Raw genomic sequence first — 18,697 nt, 5'->3', positions numbered from 1 at the left:
AATCCTTTTGCCAATCACCCAATTAAGGAATTTTTCTTTGAGAGCTGAATTCTTCATCACTTTGACATATCTTTGTGAAAACCTGATCATCTTTGCGCAGAACCGTGAATAGGATAAAACATTGAGACTTGTCCGGAGGTTTTTAAAGATGCACAAAAAAAAAGCTCTCGTACTCCCACTGCTCATCACAATAACAACAATTTTCACCTTACTTGTCTTCCCATTCTTATTATCGGATCGTCCTACGATCACTTATTTCCCCGGTCATGAACGTATCCGCTTTCTAAAAACGGAAACACAATTACGAAGCGACCTAGATGCAGAAACCCTGCAACTTGATACCTTCGCTCGTACACAGGAAAAGAACAATTTAATGCAGAATTTTTCTTTATTGTATCGCAATAATCAGCTCGTTTCCACCCTAAATCATTGGGAAAAAAATACGGCGGCGTTGTCTTCAATAAAAAAAACCGGTCTGGAATCCGGTTTCTACGAAGGTCTTACGGTTCACCAAGCAGAACTTCACCTGGATGAATCGATCTATGGAAGGGAACGCTATTCTCAAGATCAACTTATGGTTCTAAAACAGAATGATTCTTATAGCGCGTTTCGCCAACCGAGAAATCGTCAAGAAGCACTCGCACTTGCCGACTATAATCGTCGAGTGGAACAGCAAAGGACCCAGCTTTTGCAGCAAGCAGCGCAAAACGATCACATTCGGATTGCCGATTATCGTGTTATCCCTTTAAATGAACTGACAGATGAAACCTTAACGAAGGTCTTTCCCTTTAACGAAGCAAAGGCAGAGCGCATTGCCGGCCAGCTTTGGGAAGGACTTTACAAAAACTATGTACGCGGCATTCAGCTCACTCAGGAGCAAGGGGTACAAGCAATTGGGAGTACCCTGCCGCTGCTGCTGATTGCGCCTGACCACATGCTGATCGTGATTCGCGCACAGTCTGGCCAAATCGTCCTGCTTCGTCAAAATTTTTCTTAATCAACTTTAAAATTGATCGTCTTTGATACGGCGAAACATGATGACATGCCCTACAATTAAGACGGCAAGTTCAAAGAGCACACGTCTTCGCTTCATTAGAAAAAAAGTGGTGAGTATCAAAAGCAGCGTTTCAATAATCGTGTTTCTCTTTGTCAAAACAAGCACCCCATCCTCTCATTGATCTGCGTTTAGTGTGGCTTTCGCGCAGAATTTTCATTCGTCAAGGATGGATAGCCTGCTGGGAACATGAAATAGCGATGATCGTTATTACTTGACTTGATAACAGCCGCGTTCTGTAATGAGCCATCCGACCTGCTGATCATGAGGTTCAACCGGAAGTTGTTCATTGAACTGCTGCTCAAGCAATAATGAAGCCGTTATTCCTTTGAATCCCGCTAGAAAACGGTCATAATAACCGCCGCCATAGCCGATCCGGTACCCCTTATGATTGAATACGACACCGGGCACAATAAGCAAATCAATCGTATCAGTGGCTTGTTTCTGTGTTTTTTTCGGATCTGGTTCCATTAATCCGTAGAAGCTAGACTCAAGCTGGCTAAATGTATCCAATCCATAAAAGGTCATACTGTGCGCTTTGGGATTGCATTTTGGCACAACAATTCGTTTATTCTCTGTCCAGGCCCTTGTGATGATCGCCATCGTTTCCACTTCTCGGCCAACGGATAGGGTAATTCCGATCACCTGAGCATCCTGCCAAATTGCGGTATCAAAAAGATGTTCTCTAATCTGCTTGCACTTCTCTGTAAACACATCGTCATCTAATGTTTCCATAGCCATAGCATGGAGTATTTGATTGCGCAAATTCTTTTTTTGACTCTTCATAATTTCCTCCATATCTTGATGTCTATTCTGTGATGTTTCGTAACGATTGTTCTGTTTCTGTCGGTAACCTTACAGGGGCTGTTTTCGTCCAACTTTATAGCTATACAAAAAACCGCAAAAAACCCATAAAAGGTCTTTCGCGGTTTTTTTAAAGCAAAACTTACTTTGTTTCGCGATAAAGCACGTATTTCCTCAGTTTTGGGCTGTATTTCTTCAGCTCAAGACGTTCCGGATTTTTTTGCTTATTTTTCGTTGTGATATAATCGCGATCACCGGTTTCGGTATTTTCCAAAATAACCTTTACACGCATATTTATCCCTCCATTACTTGACTACTCATCGTGTTCATAAAAACATACACCTAATCTTAACAAAAATACTATGGTGCTTCAACCTTTAATTCGATTCAATCGCAATATCTATTTTTTGCCAATAGAAATCCCCAATTTTTTCTATTTATTTTACAAACTTCTTTCTTTTTCGTCGAAATTCTTCCGTAACAATAGGAGATATGATATAAATAAAAATGAAGTCATGTGGCTGTTTCACCACATGCGCCTCAGACAATGGTGAGGGGGGTAATGAATTGGGGTTAATCATCTTGATACTCATGATTGTGGGGTTGGTCGCTTTAGCTGTGTCTTACTTTAAACAAGACAGCATCAAGCAAGTTGAAGGGCAGCTAGAGGAAAATTCAATAACCATGATGCAAGAACTGTACAAGGTCAAGAAAAAAATTCGTGTACTCGAAGAAGAAATTATGCTCGGGGACCAAGATCATTCTAAAGGGTGAATGCAGTGACAAATAATGGAATCCGCGGTTTTGCCGCCGGCATTTTGCTTTCTTGTGCCGTCTTTGCTTTCTTTTATTATTTGATTTTCAATCATGGAGAGCAGGCAGCAACCAAGCAGGTTGTGAAGCAAACGCCATTGACGGAAGCAACCGTTAATCAATACCTTGCCAGCAACCACCGTAAAGCGATCGATCTTGATGCGTATAACCAGTGGCAGAACGATACTCAAAAAGCTACGGAAAAAGCCGGCAGCGAGCAGAAATCAGACAGTGACAACAGCAAGAAAGAAAGTTCTTCCGACTCGGACAAGAACAAAAAGACAACCTACAAACTACATATCAAAAGCGGTATGACTCCTGGCGATATTTCTCAAGAACTTGTTGCGGCGAAAATTCTAAAAGCAGACAAACGAAGCGATTTTGACGCATATCTCAAGAAAAACAAGTTAGAGAAATATGTGCAGCTTGGAAGCTTCAACGTTTCTAGTGATATGTCGATCGCAAAACTCGCTCAAGTCATTACAAAAAATCATACAAACTAATTTTATCGTATCAAAAACCCAAGCAGTGGTTGCTGCTTGGGTTTTCTCATGTATTAACAGAAAGCCTCGTCACCGCTCGTAAATCCAAGGCCGGGATGGTGATCAAATCGGACCACCCCGACAGCAGCCTTCCCTCTTACTGCTGCAGAGATTTTCCCTACGCCTTCATTTCCGAATCCGCCGCATAATTCAATGCATTTAATGCCTTCATCAGCCAGCGCCACAGCTGCATTCACCGCTTCTTCATAATTTTGTACGCCAACCACTTTAAGATTGATTACCGGTGTTTTAATCTGAGCCTGCGCTTGTGCTGTATTGATTTCCGGTCCGATAAAAAGAAATGCTGCTTTTACTTCTGCCATCTCTCCCACCCTCTCCTTCTTTTAACGGATTACACAATTCAGCATAACATAAATGTATGCGATTACAATGCGGTTAAATCGTTTCGATTTATAACTCTTATCAATAAAAAAAAGCCTTTGCGGCTGTATACAGCAAAGGCTTTTTTGATGTGAGCTTCGTTTCGGCACTGATGGTATTTACTTGCTCGTGTAGTGGTAAAACTTATCATATTCCTTATACATTTCAAGCGCAATTTCTTGGTTTTGATGACCGTTGCGCACGCGCGGAACAACGACCGCAATAGCAACCTGCGGATCGTCATACGGCGCGTAGGAGACAAGCGTTTCATTATACAGGCTGTGGTCTTTGCGATCAATCTGCGCGGTACCGGTTTTTGCTGCGACTTTATATTTCTCGCCTTGAGTTCTGAACACACTGCCTGTGCCGTTCGCCCCATGGGTCACGAGATAGAGCCCATGCTGAACACGTGCTAAATCGCGCTTATTATTGCCAATTGTATTCAGCACTTTCGGTGTAAACTGATCGATTGTTTTTCCCAACTGGTCGCCATCTTTCCCAGGTTCATGAACCGACTCAAGTAGATGCGGCTGCATCCGGTAGCCGCCGTTGGCAATGGTCGAGATGTATTGCACCATTTCAAGCGGCGTATAGGTATCATACTGGCCAATGGAAAACTGATGGATCAGCCCTGGATTATCCGGCATGCCGCCATTGAATCCAGTACCTTCTTTAGGCAAATCAATGCCCGTTTTCACACCCATGCCAAACTGACTGTAGCCGTTTCTCAGATCATTAAACGCTTTTTGAAACCTCGGCGTATCTACCGACGGAAAGCGTGCGTTATAGTAGCTGCCGGCTGAACTTAAATGGATACCGGCCATGTTTGAAACAATTGCCCCCATAAATACGTTCGAGGAAAACTGCAAGGCTGTTTCAGGCGTTTGCGCGCCTAACCCACCCGGTTCCCATGAGGAGAAACTTCCCTTGCCTCCGGGATATTTAATCGTTTTATCATAAAAATGTTCGGGAACCGCGTTGTGTTGAAAGCCAATTAGTTCCGTTGCGCCCTTAACCGCGGATCCCATTTCAAACTGGGAAGTAATGACATCACTGGATACATCTTTGAATTTGCCATTGACATATTTTTTACCGCCAATGGCTAAAACCGCGCCTGTTTTCGGATTCATCATCACGGCATAGGCGCTGTCATTTTGCCCGTTTCCCCCGATTGACCGTGCAGATATTATTTTTTGTTCCAGAACTTGATCAAGTTTCTTTTGCAAGCGAATGTCAATGGTAAGCCGCAGATCATCCCCACGTGTCCCATCTTTAATCTGCGGATTGCCAACCGGAAGTCCTTTTTCGGTCTTATAGGTCAAGGTCATTGGTACACCACGTAAATAATTTTCATACTGTTGCTCTAAATAACTGGTTCCTACTTCGGTATTGCGGCTGTATCCTTGTGCCAAATAAGCATTAAGCTTATCTTCCGGTATATCGCCTGTTTTACCAACATAAAAGGGTTTGTTTTTAATATATTCTCTTGAAGAGACATCGGCAGTCTGGATTGATCCGTCAAACTCATTCAAGTGATCGACAACATTGATGTATTCTTTGTCGTCAACGTTCAATCCTCGTTTAATAATGTAGGGATTTAAATTGGATGCTTGATTAAAGGCATGCTGAATCGCCATGATCTGAACATCCTTTGCAGAGTAACCGGTTAATTCCGACTTTGGAATCTTCGAGAGCAACAGCTTGTACGCCTGAATTGGTTTCTTTTCATACTTTTTCTGCTCTGCTGCAGTCAGGTATTTAGCATACGCATCCTTCGGATCGTTGAACTTTGTCAACACATAATATTCCCTTTTATCACGATCGGAAATTTTTTTAATTGCCGTATTATCCATGGTTAAGTACTGAGACAGCTTCTTTGCATAGTTTAAAGCTTCCTGCGCACTGATCCCCGCATTGCGAATAAAAACGATCGCAAGTTCTGCTTTATTGTCGGCAAGCGTCACACCATTCCTATCGAGAATTCTGCCCCGTGCAGAATCGACGTGCGCAGCCTGTGTCTTATTTTTATTTACAGCATTACGATAATCTTCACCTTTGACGATCTGAACGTAGCCGAGCCTCAAGATTAAGCCGGCAAAAGCGACAAAGACAACCAAAAATAATAGATTCAATCTCATCGGCAAATTATTTTTTGTTCCCTTATTTTTCACTGTTTGTTGCGCCACTTTTTCCCCTCCTAGGACAATGCTTTCATCACCCAAACATATCTATTCGTTAGCCGTTTTTCATTTAAGCGCAGCGGTATTGATGATCATTGACTCAAAGCCAACACGAACGCATTGTGATACAACTTGAACTCTTTATCATTTTAAGTTCGTACCATCTTTCTGTCAAAACGCAACGTGTGCAGAACTTGCGCAAAATGATTTGATTTTCTTTGCTTTTCATTGACGATCGGAACATAATAAAACACCCGGAAGTGCCTTTAAATGGCTACTTCCGAGTGTTTGCAAAATGGTAAATATTATGTACCAACGGAGGAAGAGTCCGCCTAACCTAGTTCAGGATGCCTTACTGTATAGGCCAAAATAGGGCAATGCAGATATGAATGCAAAATTAATGCAAAATATATAGCATAATCGGGCTGCATAGTTTTTCATCCACCATGGATGAGCCTTTTTCTGTATTGGATATGTATCCCGGCATGGCCGGGTGTCCTGCATTATGTCAAAACAAAGTGTTCCACGTCTGAGCGCCAACGATCCCATCTACGCTCAAATCATGGCGTTTCTGATAGGCACTAACTGCAGCTTCTGTTTGTTTGCCGAAAATGCCGTCCGCATTGATCCCAAGTGCACGCTGGATTCGCTCGACATCCTTTCCTGTGCTTCCGTTCCTGATAAGATGTCCTGGATAAGGGACAACGGCAGATCCGGTTTTTTTCGCCTTTGCAGGTTTCTTTTTTAGAGCGGCTAACGTGTATTTGCCAACAATACCATCGACAGAGATTTTGTAAGCCCTCTGCAGCTTCTTGACCGCTGTCTCAGTAGCTTCTCCAAAGATGCCGTCTGCTCCTGCTTTACCGCACGAATAACCAGCTTTGATCAAATCTTTCTGCAGCTGTTTCACTGCAGCTCCTCTGTCTCCTTTGCGAATCAAACCAGACGATTGGGCTTTAGGCTTGACCGAATTTTTGATGGCTGTAACTCCCCATTCGCCCACATCTCCTTTCACCTCGTTATAATCGACTGTTACGTCGGCAATTGTTTGGCCATTTTTATACTGGTACAGATCGGCATGCTTGCTGACTTTTCCATTGCTCCAGGCATAGGTCTGAAAATAAAAATCGGTGTAGCTTGTCTCGCTGAGTGCTCCAACTACACTATACGATCCATACACACCAATCTTATAATCATTAAGCATATCGGACACGCCTTTGAAAAACTGCTTCACCGCCTCAAGCGCAGCACCCCTGGCGTCAAAGTCCACAGCAAAATAAATTGCTGTTCCGGATGGCTGGCCAATACTCTCGGCCCATTTCTCTGCTTCCTGTGCTTCGGACACGCCTCTGGCATAATTAAAAAAGGATGTCGTATTATTGGTCGTCTGTCGAATTGAATAAATAGTGATACCAGCTTCTTTTAACGCACTGACTTCGGCTTTTTCAAGCGTCTTCCAGCTGTCCGGGCTGCCAATGTATCGTCCAACCAATCGGATACCCGAAGCATGCAGTTGCTTCGCCTTTTCCTTATTCAACTTTGTTGCTGTGTCAATAGCTTGTACACCCATCATTTTTTACCCCCTTTAAGAATCTCAACCATTTTTGTAATCTGCTCCGGAACAGGAAGCCCGGTCTTGCCGGCGTTTTCCAAAATCGAAAGCAGCTCATTAGCTAAGTAGAAAAAGATTACCGCATCCCGTGCAACATGTTCCGTTCCCAGTCCCTGATCAGCCAAATGTGCTGCAGCCACGATGATAATGATCATGACCTTTTTGGCAATACCATGGAATCCGACACTCGACGACAGCTTGCCAAGATAAGCCGCTGCCACAACCCCGGATAAATAATCAATGGCGATGAAAGCAAACAAAATACTGATCAGCATGGACCAACCCCCAAACAGATAACCGACGACTGCCCCAAGCAGAATAGCAGCTGAGCGATAAACAAATTCAAATGTATTCACAATGACGCCTCCTTTAAATTTGAGCATAAAAAATAGACCCGATATGGGTCTGAAATAAAAGGATCAACTCCTTTATTGAGGTATGAAAAAAGAGCCCTGAAGGGCTCAAATTCAACATTTGATTTATTGTAAAGTAGAGAACTAAATTTTATTTAATTTTAGCTATTTCTTTTAAGCGATTGATGGTATCTTTAAAACCTAACTCATCATTTGTATATATTGACTTTAGTACATTTAATGTGGAAAAATAATCTTTTTCTAATAACTTTATCTGCTTTTGATCTTTACTATCCCAATACTTTTTCCAAGCATTTTCTAAGAGAAAGATATTTTTATAATAGACTTTAATGTTCTTAAAACTATCCTCTGATACAATGCCTCTAATAGACAACAAATAGTCATAAATTTTATTTTTGTCAATAAAGGTAAATTGATTTTTAAAAACTCCCTTTACATTTTCAGCTGTCAGCATTTCTATTGAATCATTCATATCGTAATATAATATTGCAGCATATTTTCTTTTTGTTGTAGTATCTTTAATGTAATCTTTGACGTTTGTAGCCATAATTGTAATTATTGTTGTTATAAAAGCAACTGGTATAGTTGTTAATAAGTTAATCATCTTGCCCATAATAAAGACTCCTTGCCATTTTGATGTGGATATACTATTTGCAATTGCATGTAACTTATTAATGAGATTGATTTCAATTCCACCACATCTTTTATCGGACTTCATACAAAAATCTTGAATCATCCATAGATCTTTAAATTTAAAATCCATACCTGCAAAGATATGGATAAAAAAATCAATAATAGTCGTTCACAATGTAATTATAATTATTTAGTTGTTGCGCAGTAGCGTCCTTAAACGCTCAATTCATTTTGTTGATTCCAATATTCTTTAAGCGTCAAATTAACTCGTTCCCCGTTTAATTTGATGATGCGGGCAGGTATACCAGCAACCACACAATTATCAGGAACATCTCTGTTCACAACAGCATTAGCTCCTACAGTAACATTATTTCCAATCTTAATGGGACCTATTATTTTTGCTCCAGCACCTATGCTGACAAAATTCCCCAGTGAAGGTATCCCTTGAGATGTCCTTCCAATAGTTACTCCATGTCTAATTGTGCAATGATGACCAATTTTAGCTTTATTATGGACAACAATGCATCCAAAGTGAGGAATATTTAGATAATCGCCTATAGGACTAGATGGATAAATTTGAATACCGTATTTATACTGATAATGATTCAATCTTAATCTAGCTAAGATATATAACGGTTTTAAAAATTTTTTATGATATAATTTTTGACAAATTCTTAGATGGACCGTATATTTAAAACCTGGTTCTAATAAATATTTAACTATCATATTTTTCATTGTTGCGTTCTTCGCATAATTTTTTAAATCGTTTTTGAGAGTCTCCATATAATCATCCCCCACAAGTATATATTAAGATTATATGGTTTTCCCCACAAGTTATCTATATCACTCTATTAATTTTATTTCACACACGCATCATAAAATTGCTTATGAGTCATTACGTCAATCGATCCTTCATCTCTCTTTTGAACAATATAGTCGATCATTCCTTCCCAAATATCTAAATGCATATAATCAGGTTCGGTTGCTCCATCAAAGACACCATGCGTAAACATGTCAATACAGTAGTTATATTGTATAGCATTATCTATCATTCCTTGTATGATAGATAATGCTTTATCATAACCTAGCCCCCATTGTGAAATACTACCAGAATACTTATCTAAATATCCTGTGTATACAGTTACTCCACCTCTTGCTAATACAAACCCTGCATCTCTAATCGCTGGCTTGTTTACAGGTGTGAGAATACCTTGCGCGGCAGCATAAGAAAACGGTTCGTGACAAAATATTTCAGTAAACTTATTGTAAGATAAGTCTAAATTATCCTTAGCGGTCCTGTAGTCTGTTGCATTAGCCACTACTAGATTGTTAGCACCATCGCCAGTGTATCCACCATAGCAACCCAATTCACATCCATTTTCATATTCGATTTTTTTGCACCAATCAATCCAACTCTGCTGGACATTCTGCCAATCTCCACAAAATAAACTAAATGGAACGTTATTATCTAAAGCATATTGATATGCTCCATTATCAAATGATTCTTGATGCAGCTGATCTAATGACAGGAGCACTACCGGACGCATCTTTTGATCAACAATGACACTGTCTAGTGTTAAAATTCCGAATTTATCACCGACATTCAATGTATTTCTTGCAGATATAGTAATATAAAGAGCCTTTATAGTGGCAGGAGCTACACCACTAAACATTGGGCGAGTCAATTTTAAATAGTTTATACCTTGCTCGTATCTGCCATTTAAATGCGTCCCAATAGCATCTGAATAGTTGCCATCTGCTGACAGATCAACTCTTATTTTTGCATCAGAATTAGTTTGGTCATAAGCAAAAAATACAAGAGTTAGCGAATTAAAAGATACTGGTTTATCAAAGGATAGTTTGACACGCCCGAAACCATCTGAAGTATATACAGATACAACTCTTTTTGCTTTATTGGCATATTTTTTGGTACCCCCGTCATCAATAACAGAACAATTTACAACTGGTTCCAATGAATCTAAGTTATAAATGGTTCCCGCATCTTCAATCAATTTACAAGCATTTTTAATTTTGAATTGCACTCGATCCGTTTCCAAATAAGATAAACGATCTTCCCACTTATTGATATTGATTTCACCATATTGATAAAATCGTGTCGGAATAAAGTCAGAATCAACCATCATCAAACGCTGGTAATAACCTGAATTTGTATCAACATTGTTTAAAGCCAAATTAATATAAGCAGTATCAACTTCGGTTGTCAGTTCGGGACTATAATTATTTCCTGCTATTGGTGTATATACTGTGCTCACGCCATTACTCTTAAATTGTAATATAGACAGCTGTGTCTTATTGTATTGAGTGAATTTTGTCAAAAAGTCCGAATAGATTTTGTAGGTGGTATTCGGCTTAACGGGAATTTTATAAAACAAAACATTATTGGGGTTTTCTATCACTGCTTCGTCTAACGTAATACCTATGCCCATACCAGTTGAGTATCCTATTCGTGCACTTCCAGCGTCTAATATATTTATCCTTTTTGCAAAATTAGTTGTTTTTGGCGTGACCACTCCATCCCCAATTGTTGGGATTCCACCGCCGCTTGTCCATCCAGCGCCATCAATCCAAAAATAATAGTTATTCTCAGATGTAACAATGTGATTTTTACCATCGCTAATTGGATGTGCTATGTTTAACTCGTCAAGAGTTTCATAAGATTGACCGAATGGAGATGATATTGCAGCAATTTGACTGTTAGTGAATGCACGGTCAGCATCGTAATTGATCTGCATGACTCTTTTGTTGTCTTCATCCTGGCGTTGCTTCGCTTCATCCGCCAACTGCGCAGCAGTGTCCTGGTTAATTTGTGCTTGTGCGGCTTCCGTTTTGCCGATTTCACCTAGCACCATATCCCTTGCAACTGGATAGGTTTGTCCATCCCGCCCCAGGTGCATGTCAATAACTTCAGATTGTTGCTCCGTACCATTAATTAAGTTGTCAACTCGGTCCTTCTGTTCCTGCATGTCTGCGCCGATGTCACCGAAGATTTTGTTTAATAGATTACGAAATGCGCGTGTCGTCAATACTCCAATATTTTCGTATGGCCATTTCATGATTCGCCAGCTCCTTCCACATATGCCTCTGTGCTCAAATTACCTTCATCGTCCACAACCAAAGTGAATTTATTGCCACTTGGTGAAACCAGGACTGCATCCATTTTCCCCGCAATTTTTTCGACTTCATCCTTATCTGAATCCGTGTAGTCGTTTGTTGATAAGCCCTTGCCAGGCTGCTTGTCCACTTTGTTTGCGATCTTCGCAACTTCTGTCTGGTCTGCATCTGTATAATCGTTGGTTGATAACCCTTTTCCGGTTACCTTACTAACTTTACCAGCAAGTTTGTTATCAATTTCGTCATCGGTGTAAGTCCCTATGTTGGCAGCGCCAATCTGTACATCTCCGACTTTTCCATTGACGGATTTTACCGGATAATTGATTGCACCACCGATCTCATCAGACAGTCCCTCAATCGCTTGTGCGTGCGTTTTGGGATAGAAGGGATCGCCGCTTGGATAGCTCATTTGAACAATGTCAGTCATTAATTTCACCTACCTTGGTGCTGATGATTCGATCGCCATAAGCAGTATTGGCAACCTTGAAAGTGTCGTCAAGTCGCACGCTAAGCGTTGAAATGTTCCGTGATGCTCTTGTGATGCCGCTGATCACCTGTGTGGCCGTGCGCCTGAGCTCGCCAAGTGTGAACTTGGGAGATTCTTTTTCGTTTGAGTAATCCTCGATCGCCATCACACGTATGGCTGTTTTAATGCCGAATGGCTCGATAATGCACCAGACATAGTCGCCAAAATCAATATTTTGAATACCAGCATCACGCAGTTCAACATAGGTGAGGTCGATTGAAATATTGATCGAATCCGTCAGTTGCGCGATGCAATAAGCAAGCAGCGTGTCGTTGTTCGTGAAACGGTCATCGCGTACCGGCTTCGCATGCCGAATACCTATGCCGGGAACGCTGGCCAGCGGGCTCGTGTATTCGACCTGGGCAACGTAGGAACCATCCTCATTCTGCTTTCCATAGCCGCGAATGTAGGTTTTCAGCGAAGATGTGTCAATCGACTTTTCCGGATCGCTGATGTTGAACCGGAACCGCAGCTGATAGTCGGTCACTTTGCCAAGTTCTTTGGCCACAATGATTTTATCTTTGGCCGGCAAGTATTCGGCGCCGAATTTATCAAGCGCGCTTTTCAACAAGGAAAAAGAGTCATCATCGCCGAAATTTTCCACGGTCACAGAATTCGGCAATCCGTCAGTAGTCAACTGTATCGAGATACCTGTCCCCTGCAGTAAAAACTGCAGAAGCGCCTGCAGCGTGAATGTGCCGGTGATCGTGTCATAAATATAATTGTTGGCCAGCTGATCATAGATCTTGTGCGTGGCTGTGAGCGTCGCCGCGACTGTCTTGCCAATCGTCCGCTCTTTCAGCTGCTTGATGATGTACGGATCGCCTTCATAGTCCAGCTCGCTTTCGTTGGCGATCATCGGGTAGGCATGCGCGTTACGCGCTGTCCGATAGATGGTCACATCAATCGACTTTTCCGCATTGACCGTCCTTTTCCTTGTGACCGAATAATCGGTCAGCCGTTCTATTTTTCCTTCCAAGTTCTTAATCAATAAATCTCGCATCGCGATCACACCTCACAGGAACAAAAACCGAAAATCAAAAGAAATTGTAAAAGCGCCGGTTGCTCCGATGATTTCAAAATCGTTCCATCCTTTAGCTAGACTGATCAGTCCTAAATTTGTTTGGCCAAGGATGCTCAAACCATTTTTCAGATTCTTCACTCCGTCCAGGACAATCTGATCAGAACCCGATGTGGTGCCGCTGTACTGCCACACCTCGCCGGTTGTCTTGTTCCGGATCAACAGGCCATCAGATGCACCGCTATACGTAATCACGAGCATATTCTCTGTCGGATCAATCGGCCGATCGCCACCATTCCAGATGCGAAATGAAGCCGCGTGCTGCTCATACTCCATATCCTCTTCCAAGGTCATGCCAGCACCAATCGCCTGCCAGTTTTCACTGTCCGTATCAATCGGCTCGGCACAAGTGCTGACCACCGACTCCGCATAGGGATAAAACGAGACCAGATCAATTTCAAACAGGCCAACCAGATGAGATTGATCAATGGTATAATCCCCATCAACCTTGACCTTCCAGCGCTTGCCCGGTTGCCTGTTCTCCGTAATAAAAAAAGGCTCTTTACTGTCAAAGAGTTGAAAAATTTCATCTCGGAGTAACGAAAACTCAGCACGATCAATTGAACGAAACGATAACGGACAATGAATCTTTCTTGGACCGTACATTGTCCCCAGATCCTGCAACCCATCACGTCCGCTAACCTCGGCTGTTTGGTGCTGTGGCGTTGGTGCGCTGACTATGAAGTCACGCAGCTTAATTCCCGCCTCAGACAGCACAATCTGCGTGCCGTCCATCTTCGTAATCATGGCATCCAGCTTTATTTTGTCGCCATAACCTTCTTGCATTGCATACGTCATCCCGGCAGACCTCCTGACATAATCGCATCAATCGTGATCTTATCCGCATTGGCTATATCCAGCATCGGCTGCAGGATCCGTGCCAGTTCCCGACCGTCCAGGTTCAGAACATTCTCCATGCGCAAGATCTGCGGCCCGTTCGATGTGTCCTCATCATTCCCGGATCCGATCATCGAAGCGATTGCTTGCGCAAATGGCAGCATCTTGGATTTATTGGATAACGGAACAATCGCCTCGTCCCCTGCTTCACCGGCACCGATAAGGCTTCCTCCTGGCGTTCCTTTAATGACACCGCCAGTTTTGAACCATTTGATGTTCAGCTTCGGCACGCTCGGCGGTGCCAGGCTGAATTTACCGTCAATGCTGAAATGCGGCATTTTGATTCTCGGCAAGCTGAGATGCATGCCGCTGAAAAACCCTTTAATTGCATTGACGATCCCGGCAATCTTGTCCTTGGCTGCGCTGATTGGTGAGACAATGGCATTCTTAATCCCGTTCCAAACGGACGATGTGACCGACTTAATACCATTCCAAACCCCTGAAACAACTGACGACACCGTATGGACCGCACTTGATACCCCGCTTTTTATTCCATTCCAAACAGCAACGATCACTGATTTAATTGCATTCCAGACTGTTGAAGTCACACTAAAAATCGTGCTGAATACTCCGGAATAATAGCTCACCAAGCCGTTCCAAATCGCGCGGCCAACTGATATAATACCGTTCCATAACCCAACCAAGAAGCCTTTAATCGCATTCCATACGGTCATAAAAATGGTTTTGTACGCATTCAACACAAAGCTAAAGTAAGCTGAAAGACCATTCCACACGGCTTTCGCAGCGCCGCTGATGCCATTCCAAAGTTCGCTCAAGAATCCGGATATTGCTGACCACACAGCGGAGGTGACGCTCTTAATTCCATTCCATACCGATGTGAAAAGGCTGTTCAATCCGCTTAGCACAGACGTAAAAAAGTTCACTAATCCATTCCAAATGGACTGTGTAAATGAAACGATTCCGCCCCAAATGGATGCAAACAGTCCGTTTATAAAATTCAGTGCAGCTGAGAACAGGCTCTGCAAGTACGACCAGAACACGGCAAAATATTTCTTGATCTCATCCCAATACACGATAATAGCCACTATCGCTGCAAGTGCGGCAATAATTGCCGCCACCCACCAAAAAGCGGCTGCCATACTAATCTCTAATATTCCACAAGCCGCAGATAGTTGGCCAAACGCAATGATCATCGTCCCTACCACAGCGAGTATCGGCCCGATCGCTGCCGCAATCAATCCCAGAACGACAATGAATGTCTGCGTTGACGGAGATAAAGATTGAAAAGCACTCGACAAGGTGCTCACCGCATTCTGAATTACCGGGAAAATTTGATCGGCCATGTTCAGCAATACATCGCCAATGGGTGCAAGGGCTTCTCCAAGGCTTCTCATAGTTTGCTGGAACTTGTCGCCTAAACTGTTATAGGCGGACTCGCCGGCGCGTTTAGCCGCACCGTCTACTTCGCCCAGCTTATTGACTGCCGGATCCATGGCCTTAATCACTTTGCCTCGGACATCTTCCCACTGCGTCCCGAATAAAGCGACGCCTGCCTGATTTTGCTTCATCGGATCTTTCATTTTGGCGAGTGCGGCAACGGTGGCCATAAAAGCTTTACGTCCGTCTTCGCCGCCTTTGGCAATCGCTGTGCCCATTTGATTGGCATTGAGACCAATCATCGCAAATCCTTCTTTGGTCGTTTTAGAGCCGTCCTGGGCACGTATGTTGAATTCCTTGACCGCGTCGCCGACTTTATCCAGGTTAAAAGCGCCGTTCTGCGCGCCCTGGATGAAGATATTGAACATGTCGTCCGCACTCATGCCCATGGACGAAAATTGAACGGAATACTCGGAGATCGTGTCGAGCAATTCTCCGGAATAGTCGCCACCTTTTTGCGCACCGACCGTGATCAAATCCATGGCCTTAGTTCCCGAAACACCGAAGTTGTCCATGAGCGCTTTCCCCGCGCGTGTCGATTCGTTTAAATCGAATCCGAACACATCACTCAGCATGAAGGCGGACTTGGTCACCCCATTGATCTCTTTGTTGCTCATGCCCTTCATGTTCTGATTGACCATGGTCACGCCATCAGCTGCAGCTTGAACGTTTTCCCCGAATCCGTTCTTCCAGACATCACGGGCAACGGATTCTAGTTCTTTCGCACGACCTGAGGTTTCGCCCAAGCGTGCCTGCATCATGCCTTGTGATTTTTGAAAGTCGTCCGCAGTCTTGAGTGATGCGGCGCCGACACCAACTAATGGAAGGGTCAATCCGGCAGTAAGCTTACCGCCAAGGTCTTGCAAACTACCGCCGACATTCTTCGTATCTTTGGTCAATTTGCGCATTTGCTTATTAAAATTGTCTAGATTTGCGCCGATCTTGACGATAAGTGCCAAGCGAATTCCCCCTTCCAATGGCATAAAAAAAGAACCATTAGGTCAGTTCATTCCTGCCAAACAATTCATGTCGTTCCTGAATGATTTCTTCTGTTGTCATTTTATTTTCCTCTTCAAAAAGAGGTAAGAACCGCGCGTTTTTCTTCCGGAACGCATTGATGATCGCGTTCAGCATCACATTTCGCTGCATTTCCAATCCATTGCGTTCTTGCAGGTTGTGGCGTGTCATGAGCGTATTAAATTCCTTATAGGTCAACTCACCGACCTCTTCAGGTGAAAGACCGAACGCCAGGACACCTTCAGCGATCACTTCCGTGTAGTCGCTGAGCCCTTTTTTTTAAACCCTTGATTACGTTTGAAGCTGTCGTTGTTTTGTTTGTTGAAGGACTTTTGAACAGCCTCACTAATTTTGGTTGTGAAGCCTTCCATCCCTTTTTCATCAATGATTTCTTCCATGATGTTTCCCGCCTGATCCATGGTTACCGCACGGCCGCCATACTTCAGACCAACATATAGAAGAGTACGCATCGTTGAAATGCCTGCATTGTCGCCGACCTGGGTAATCGGCATACCAAGCAGTTCTTCAGCTTCACAATGCGCATTAATAGAGAATCGTAAAAAATAAGTGTCGTTTCTCGTCTGAATAATTGTCTTTTCCATCGTTTACACCGCCGGTACTTTTGTTAGTGGGCCATCGCCCGTGAATGAACTGGAATAGGTTGCCATATCGTCGTAAGGCATTTCAATTGGGAAATCGTTCAGAATAGCCTTTCCGGAATATTTGGATCCGTTCTGCATGATGATCACGACATCCACTTTTTCCGAGTTGTTGAATTTCTCTTCCAGCGCGTCGTAGGCTGCATCGGATTCAACCAGCAGGCCGTCTGCATCGATCGACCATTCTTTGAATGCTGCTTCGTTTTCTTTCCAACCACCTTCGCTGTCCTTTGCGGTTGTTTCAATCGTATCCGCGCTTCGGTTCAGTGTTGCGTTGCGCTGACCAGCAAGTATGGTCGGGCTTTCCGGATCGCCTTCAACGATGTATAGCTTGCAATTGACGCCTTTTACTTTTGGCAAATCGCTCACTCCTTATCTAAAATGAATTCATAAACCAATGTCCCGTGAAAAAGGTCAGTGACCTCTTCCAGGACTTCAATGCTCTTTAATTCTTGAGAAAAAAGATCGGCGCTATCGAGGGAAAGGGGATCTTCCAGCGCAGCGCCAATCAAATTCGCAATGTCGATCGTTTCTTTCTTGCCGTTGTCGCCGCTCCAAATATCCAACGTCAGCTCAATCCGTTCACCGTCAGTACTTTTTGTTCGATACGGCGTCGCATAGCAGCGGCCGAGCACCACATATGGAAAGTTTTTGGTTTCCGGTACTTTGTCAAAGATGCCAGTAACCACTGCCGACAATCCAGGGTCATTGGCCAATCGTTGAAAGACCGCGTCCTGAACGTTCAGAATCTCGGTTTCAAACAGTCTTGTCACGATCAACCAACCCCTTCACTTTGGCATTGTAGACGCTGTCTTGCGCATGTTCTTCCGGACCCATAAACGGCATCTTTGGCATTCTGCCGCGATTGGCTCCGCTTTTCGTCCGCCGACTTGCCGTTCCGTATTCAACTAAATGACGATGAGAACCCTTGGGCTTTCTCGGAACAACGGTGGCTGACAAACCGCCATCGAAGTACTTGGCGCGGATGGATCGCTTTAGATCGCCTCGTGCACCCTTCGAGACCGGTGTTTTCGCAATTGGTGCCCGCGCTCGCGCACTCTTTCGAATATTGCCGGCCGTTTCTTTCACAAGATCGATCAGTTGTTTCCGTGTTTCCATATCAAATAATTTGATCGCCTGAACAGTCGCCTCTGTTCCCTCGACATTTACATCAATAGTCCGACTCATGACAACACCTCATCCAAGCCACCCAGTCGTTTCTGACAGGTTAAAAACACGAAATCGCCTTTCTCATAATCACGAATGATGGAGTAACAGGTTCCGTCATTAAGAAGCGTGCGTTCATCCTGATAATCCGCAATCCGGATCTTGAAGACTTTTTCCACCTGCAGATCTGCTTGAGCAGCCATATAGAATTCTGTGCGCCCTGCGCTCTGCTTGCCGGCAAAAACGTTGCGCTGCGCATCAATGACCTCGTTGAAGCCGCCGCCTTTAATGCGCTCCTGGCGCGTCTTAATCAGCGTCACCACATCTTTAAACATCGGTATCACCAACCGGCAAATAATCCTGACTCAAAGACAAATCGTTGCGCAGCATCGCATAGGAACGCTGGTACTTTTCAGAATCCTCGTTA

Annotated in this window: 23 protein-coding genes; 3 read left to right on the top strand and 20 right to left on the bottom strand. The window is 43.4% G+C overall.

Annotated features, from left to right (window positions below):
- Positions 1–148 precede the first annotated feature (148 nt).
- Entirely contained in the window at positions 149–997 is an 849-nt protein-coding gene (locus tag AA84_RS0112175) for a hypothetical protein (RefSeq protein ID WP_028977426.1), read from the top strand.
- 6 nt (positions 998–1,003) lie between these two features.
- Here the strand turns inward: AA84_RS0112175 and AA84_RS19060 are convergent, their stop codons facing one another.
- The 3 genes from AA84_RS19060 to rpmG form a co-directional block, all read right to left on the bottom strand.
- Positions 1,004–1,153 (bottom strand): hypothetical protein, encoded by a 150-nt coding sequence (locus tag AA84_RS19060; RefSeq protein ID WP_156031509.1) that lies wholly within the window; start codon positions 1,151–1,153, stop codon positions 1,004–1,006.
- Between the two features lie 111 nt (positions 1,154–1,264).
- A complete protein-coding gene (locus AA84_RS0112165) occupies positions 1,265–1,840 on the bottom strand; it encodes a 5-formyltetrahydrofolate cyclo-ligase (protein WP_028977425.1) in 576 nt (191 codons plus the stop codon).
- Positions 1,841–2,000: 160 nt separating this feature from the next.
- Positions 2,001–2,150 (bottom strand): 50S ribosomal protein L33, encoded by a 150-nt coding sequence (gene rpmG / locus AA84_RS0112160; protein WP_010025034.1) that lies wholly within the window; start codon positions 2,148–2,150, stop codon positions 2,001–2,003.
- Positions 2,151–2,425: 275 nt separating this feature from the next.
- On the opposite strand from rpmG, the gene AA84_RS0112155 reads away from it, so the two are divergent.
- A complete protein-coding gene (locus AA84_RS0112155) occupies positions 2,426–2,632 on the top strand; it encodes a hypothetical protein (protein WP_028977424.1) in 207 nt (68 codons plus the stop codon).
- A gap of 5 nt (positions 2,633–2,637) precedes the next feature.
- Positions 2,638–3,174 carry a hypothetical protein gene (locus AA84_RS0112150; RefSeq protein ID WP_028977423.1) on the top strand — a complete coding sequence of 179 codons (537 nt, stop codon included), beginning with the start codon at positions 2,638–2,640 and terminating at the stop codon, positions 3,172–3,174.
- 53 nt (positions 3,175–3,227) lie between these two features.
- Here AA84_RS0112150 and AA84_RS0112145 read toward each other — a convergent pair whose 3' ends face one another.
- The 17 genes from AA84_RS0112145 to AA84_RS0112065 all read right to left on the bottom strand — a co-directional run bounded on the left by AA84_RS0112145 (position 3,228) and on the right by AA84_RS0112065 (position 18,605).
- Positions 3,228–3,536: a DUF6506 family protein gene (locus AA84_RS0112145; RefSeq protein ID WP_028977422.1), complete on the bottom strand. Its 309-nt coding sequence runs from the start codon at positions 3,534–3,536 to the stop codon at positions 3,228–3,230.
- Positions 3,537–3,713: 177 nt separating this feature from the next.
- On the bottom strand, positions 3,714–5,780 hold the full coding sequence (locus tag AA84_RS0112140; protein WP_028977421.1) for a peptidoglycan D,D-transpeptidase FtsI family protein: 2,067 nt from the start codon (positions 5,778–5,780) through the stop codon (positions 3,714–3,716).
- 502 nt (positions 5,781–6,282) lie between these two features.
- Positions 6,283–7,344 (bottom strand): peptidoglycan-binding protein, encoded by a 1,062-nt coding sequence (locus AA84_RS18680; RefSeq protein WP_152540370.1) that lies wholly within the window; start codon positions 7,342–7,344, stop codon positions 6,283–6,285.
- The gene (locus AA84_RS0112130) at positions 7,344–7,742 is read right to left on the bottom strand and encodes a phage holin family protein (RefSeq protein WP_037563579.1); all 399 of its coding nucleotides are present in this window, start codon (positions 7,740–7,742) and stop codon (positions 7,344–7,346) included. The genes AA84_RS18680 and AA84_RS0112130 overlap by 1 nt, the downstream gene beginning before the upstream one ends.
- A 148-nt stretch (positions 7,743–7,890) precedes the next feature.
- Positions 7,891–8,373, bottom strand: coding sequence for a hypothetical protein (locus AA84_RS0112125; RefSeq protein WP_028977419.1), 483 nt, complete (start codon positions 8,371–8,373; stop codon positions 7,891–7,893).
- 233 nt (positions 8,374–8,606) lie between these two features.
- Positions 8,607–9,176 (bottom strand): serine O-acetyltransferase, encoded by a 570-nt coding sequence (locus tag AA84_RS17780; protein ID WP_051577978.1) that lies wholly within the window; start codon positions 9,174–9,176, stop codon positions 8,607–8,609.
- Between the two features lie 74 nt (positions 9,177–9,250).
- On the bottom strand, positions 9,251–11,467 hold the full coding sequence (locus AA84_RS0112115; protein WP_028977418.1) for a hypothetical protein: 2,217 nt from the start codon (positions 11,465–11,467) through the stop codon (positions 9,251–9,253).
- Positions 11,464–11,952, bottom strand: coding sequence for a hypothetical protein (locus AA84_RS0112110; protein ID WP_028977417.1), 489 nt, complete (start codon positions 11,950–11,952; stop codon positions 11,464–11,466). Before AA84_RS0112110 ends, AA84_RS0112115 begins: the two co-directional genes overlap by 4 nt.
- A complete protein-coding gene (locus AA84_RS17775; RefSeq protein ID WP_051577977.1) occupies positions 11,945–13,054 on the bottom strand; it encodes a phage tail protein in 1,110 nt (369 codons plus the stop codon). The genes AA84_RS0112110 and AA84_RS17775 overlap by 8 nt, the downstream gene beginning before the upstream one ends.
- A gap of 12 nt (positions 13,055–13,066) precedes the next feature.
- Entirely contained in the window at positions 13,067–13,930 is an 864-nt protein-coding gene (locus tag AA84_RS0112100; protein ID WP_051577975.1) for a phage tail family protein, read from the bottom strand.
- Entirely contained in the window at positions 13,927–16,386 is a 2,460-nt protein-coding gene (locus AA84_RS0112095) for a phage tail tape measure protein (protein WP_028977415.1), read from the bottom strand. Before AA84_RS0112095 ends, AA84_RS0112100 begins: the two co-directional genes overlap by 4 nt.
- A gap of 37 nt (positions 16,387–16,423) precedes the next feature.
- Positions 16,424–16,642 (bottom strand): hypothetical protein, encoded by a 219-nt coding sequence (locus tag AA84_RS0112090; protein ID WP_152540369.1) that lies wholly within the window; start codon positions 16,640–16,642, stop codon positions 16,424–16,426.
- A gap of 50 nt (positions 16,643–16,692) precedes the next feature.
- A complete protein-coding gene (locus tag AA84_RS0112085) occupies positions 16,693–17,046 on the bottom strand; it encodes a hypothetical protein (RefSeq protein ID WP_028977413.1) in 354 nt (117 codons plus the stop codon).
- Between the two features lie 3 nt (positions 17,047–17,049).
- Entirely contained in the window at positions 17,050–17,463 is a 414-nt protein-coding gene (locus AA84_RS0112080) for a phage major tail protein, TP901-1 family (protein ID WP_051577974.1), read from the bottom strand.
- Positions 17,464–17,468: 5 nt separating this feature from the next.
- Positions 17,469–17,876: a DUF3168 domain-containing protein gene (locus AA84_RS0112075; RefSeq protein ID WP_028977411.1), complete on the bottom strand. Its 408-nt coding sequence runs from the start codon at positions 17,874–17,876 to the stop codon at positions 17,469–17,471.
- Entirely contained in the window at positions 17,860–18,291 is a 432-nt protein-coding gene (locus AA84_RS0112070; protein ID WP_028977410.1) for an HK97-gp10 family putative phage morphogenesis protein, read from the bottom strand. Before AA84_RS0112070 ends, AA84_RS0112075 begins: the two co-directional genes overlap by 17 nt.
- Positions 18,288–18,605 carry a hypothetical protein gene (locus AA84_RS0112065; RefSeq protein ID WP_028977409.1) on the bottom strand — a complete coding sequence of 106 codons (318 nt, stop codon included), beginning with the start codon at positions 18,603–18,605 and terminating at the stop codon, positions 18,288–18,290. The genes AA84_RS0112070 and AA84_RS0112065 overlap by 4 nt, the downstream gene beginning before the upstream one ends.
- Positions 18,606–18,697: the final 92 nt, after the last annotated feature.

Source organism: Sporolactobacillus terrae DSM 11697 (genome assembly GCF_000648615.1).
GTDB classification, from domain to species: Bacteria; Bacillota; Bacilli; order Bacillales; family Sporolactobacillaceae; genus Sporolactobacillus; species Sporolactobacillus terrae.
The sequence above is the reverse complement of the archived record's forward strand: the minus strand, read 5'-3'. Positions and strand labels throughout refer to the sequence as shown.

Bases quoted from the DNA above. Each gene is read 5' to 3' on its own strand.
- AA84_RS0112100 (WP_051577975.1), bottom strand. From the start codon at position 13,930: ATGACGTATGCAATGCAAGAAGGTTATGGCGACAAAATAAAGCTGGAT.
- AA84_RS17780 (WP_051577978.1), bottom strand. From the start codon at position 9,176: ATGGAGACTCTCAAAAACGATTTAAAAAATTATGCGAAGAACGCAACA.
- AA84_RS0112165 (WP_028977425.1), bottom strand. From the start codon at position 1,840: ATGAAGAGTCAAAAAAAGAATTTGCGCAATCAAATACTCCATGCTATG.
- AA84_RS0112115 (WP_028977418.1), bottom strand. From the start codon at position 11,467: ATGAAATGGCCATACGAAAATATTGGAGTATTGACGACACGCGCATTT.
- AA84_RS17775 (WP_051577977.1), bottom strand. From the start codon at position 13,054: ATGCGAGATTTATTGATTAAGAACTTGGAAGGAAAAATAGAACGGCTG.
- AA84_RS0112175 (WP_028977426.1), top strand. From the start codon at position 149: ATGCACAAAAAAAAAGCTCTCGTACTCCCACTGCTCATCACAATAACA.
- AA84_RS0112125 (WP_028977419.1), bottom strand. From the start codon at position 8,373: ATGGGCAAGATGATTAACTTATTAACAACTATACCAGTTGCTTTTATA.
- rpmG (WP_010025034.1), bottom strand. From the start codon at position 2,150: ATGCGTGTAAAGGTTATTTTGGAAAATACCGAAACCGGTGATCGCGAT.
- AA84_RS0112085 (WP_028977413.1), bottom strand. From the start codon at position 17,046: ATGGAAAAGACAATTATTCAGACGAGAAACGACACTTATTTTTTACGA.
- AA84_RS0112110 (WP_028977417.1), bottom strand. From the start codon at position 11,952: ATGACTGACATTGTTCAAATGAGCTATCCAAGCGGCGATCCCTTCTAT.
- AA84_RS18680 (WP_152540370.1), bottom strand. From the start codon at position 7,344: ATGGGTGTACAAGCTATTGACACAGCAACAAAGTTGAATAAGGAAAAG.
- AA84_RS0112070 (WP_028977410.1), bottom strand. From the start codon at position 18,291: ATGAGTCGGACTATTGATGTAAATGTCGAGGGAACAGAGGCGACTGTT.
- AA84_RS0112145 (WP_028977422.1), bottom strand. From the start codon at position 3,536: ATGGCAGAAGTAAAAGCAGCATTTCTTTTTATCGGACCGGAAATCAAT.
- AA84_RS0112065 (WP_028977409.1), bottom strand. From the start codon at position 18,605: ATGTTTAAAGATGTGGTGACGCTGATTAAGACGCGCCAGGAGCGCATT.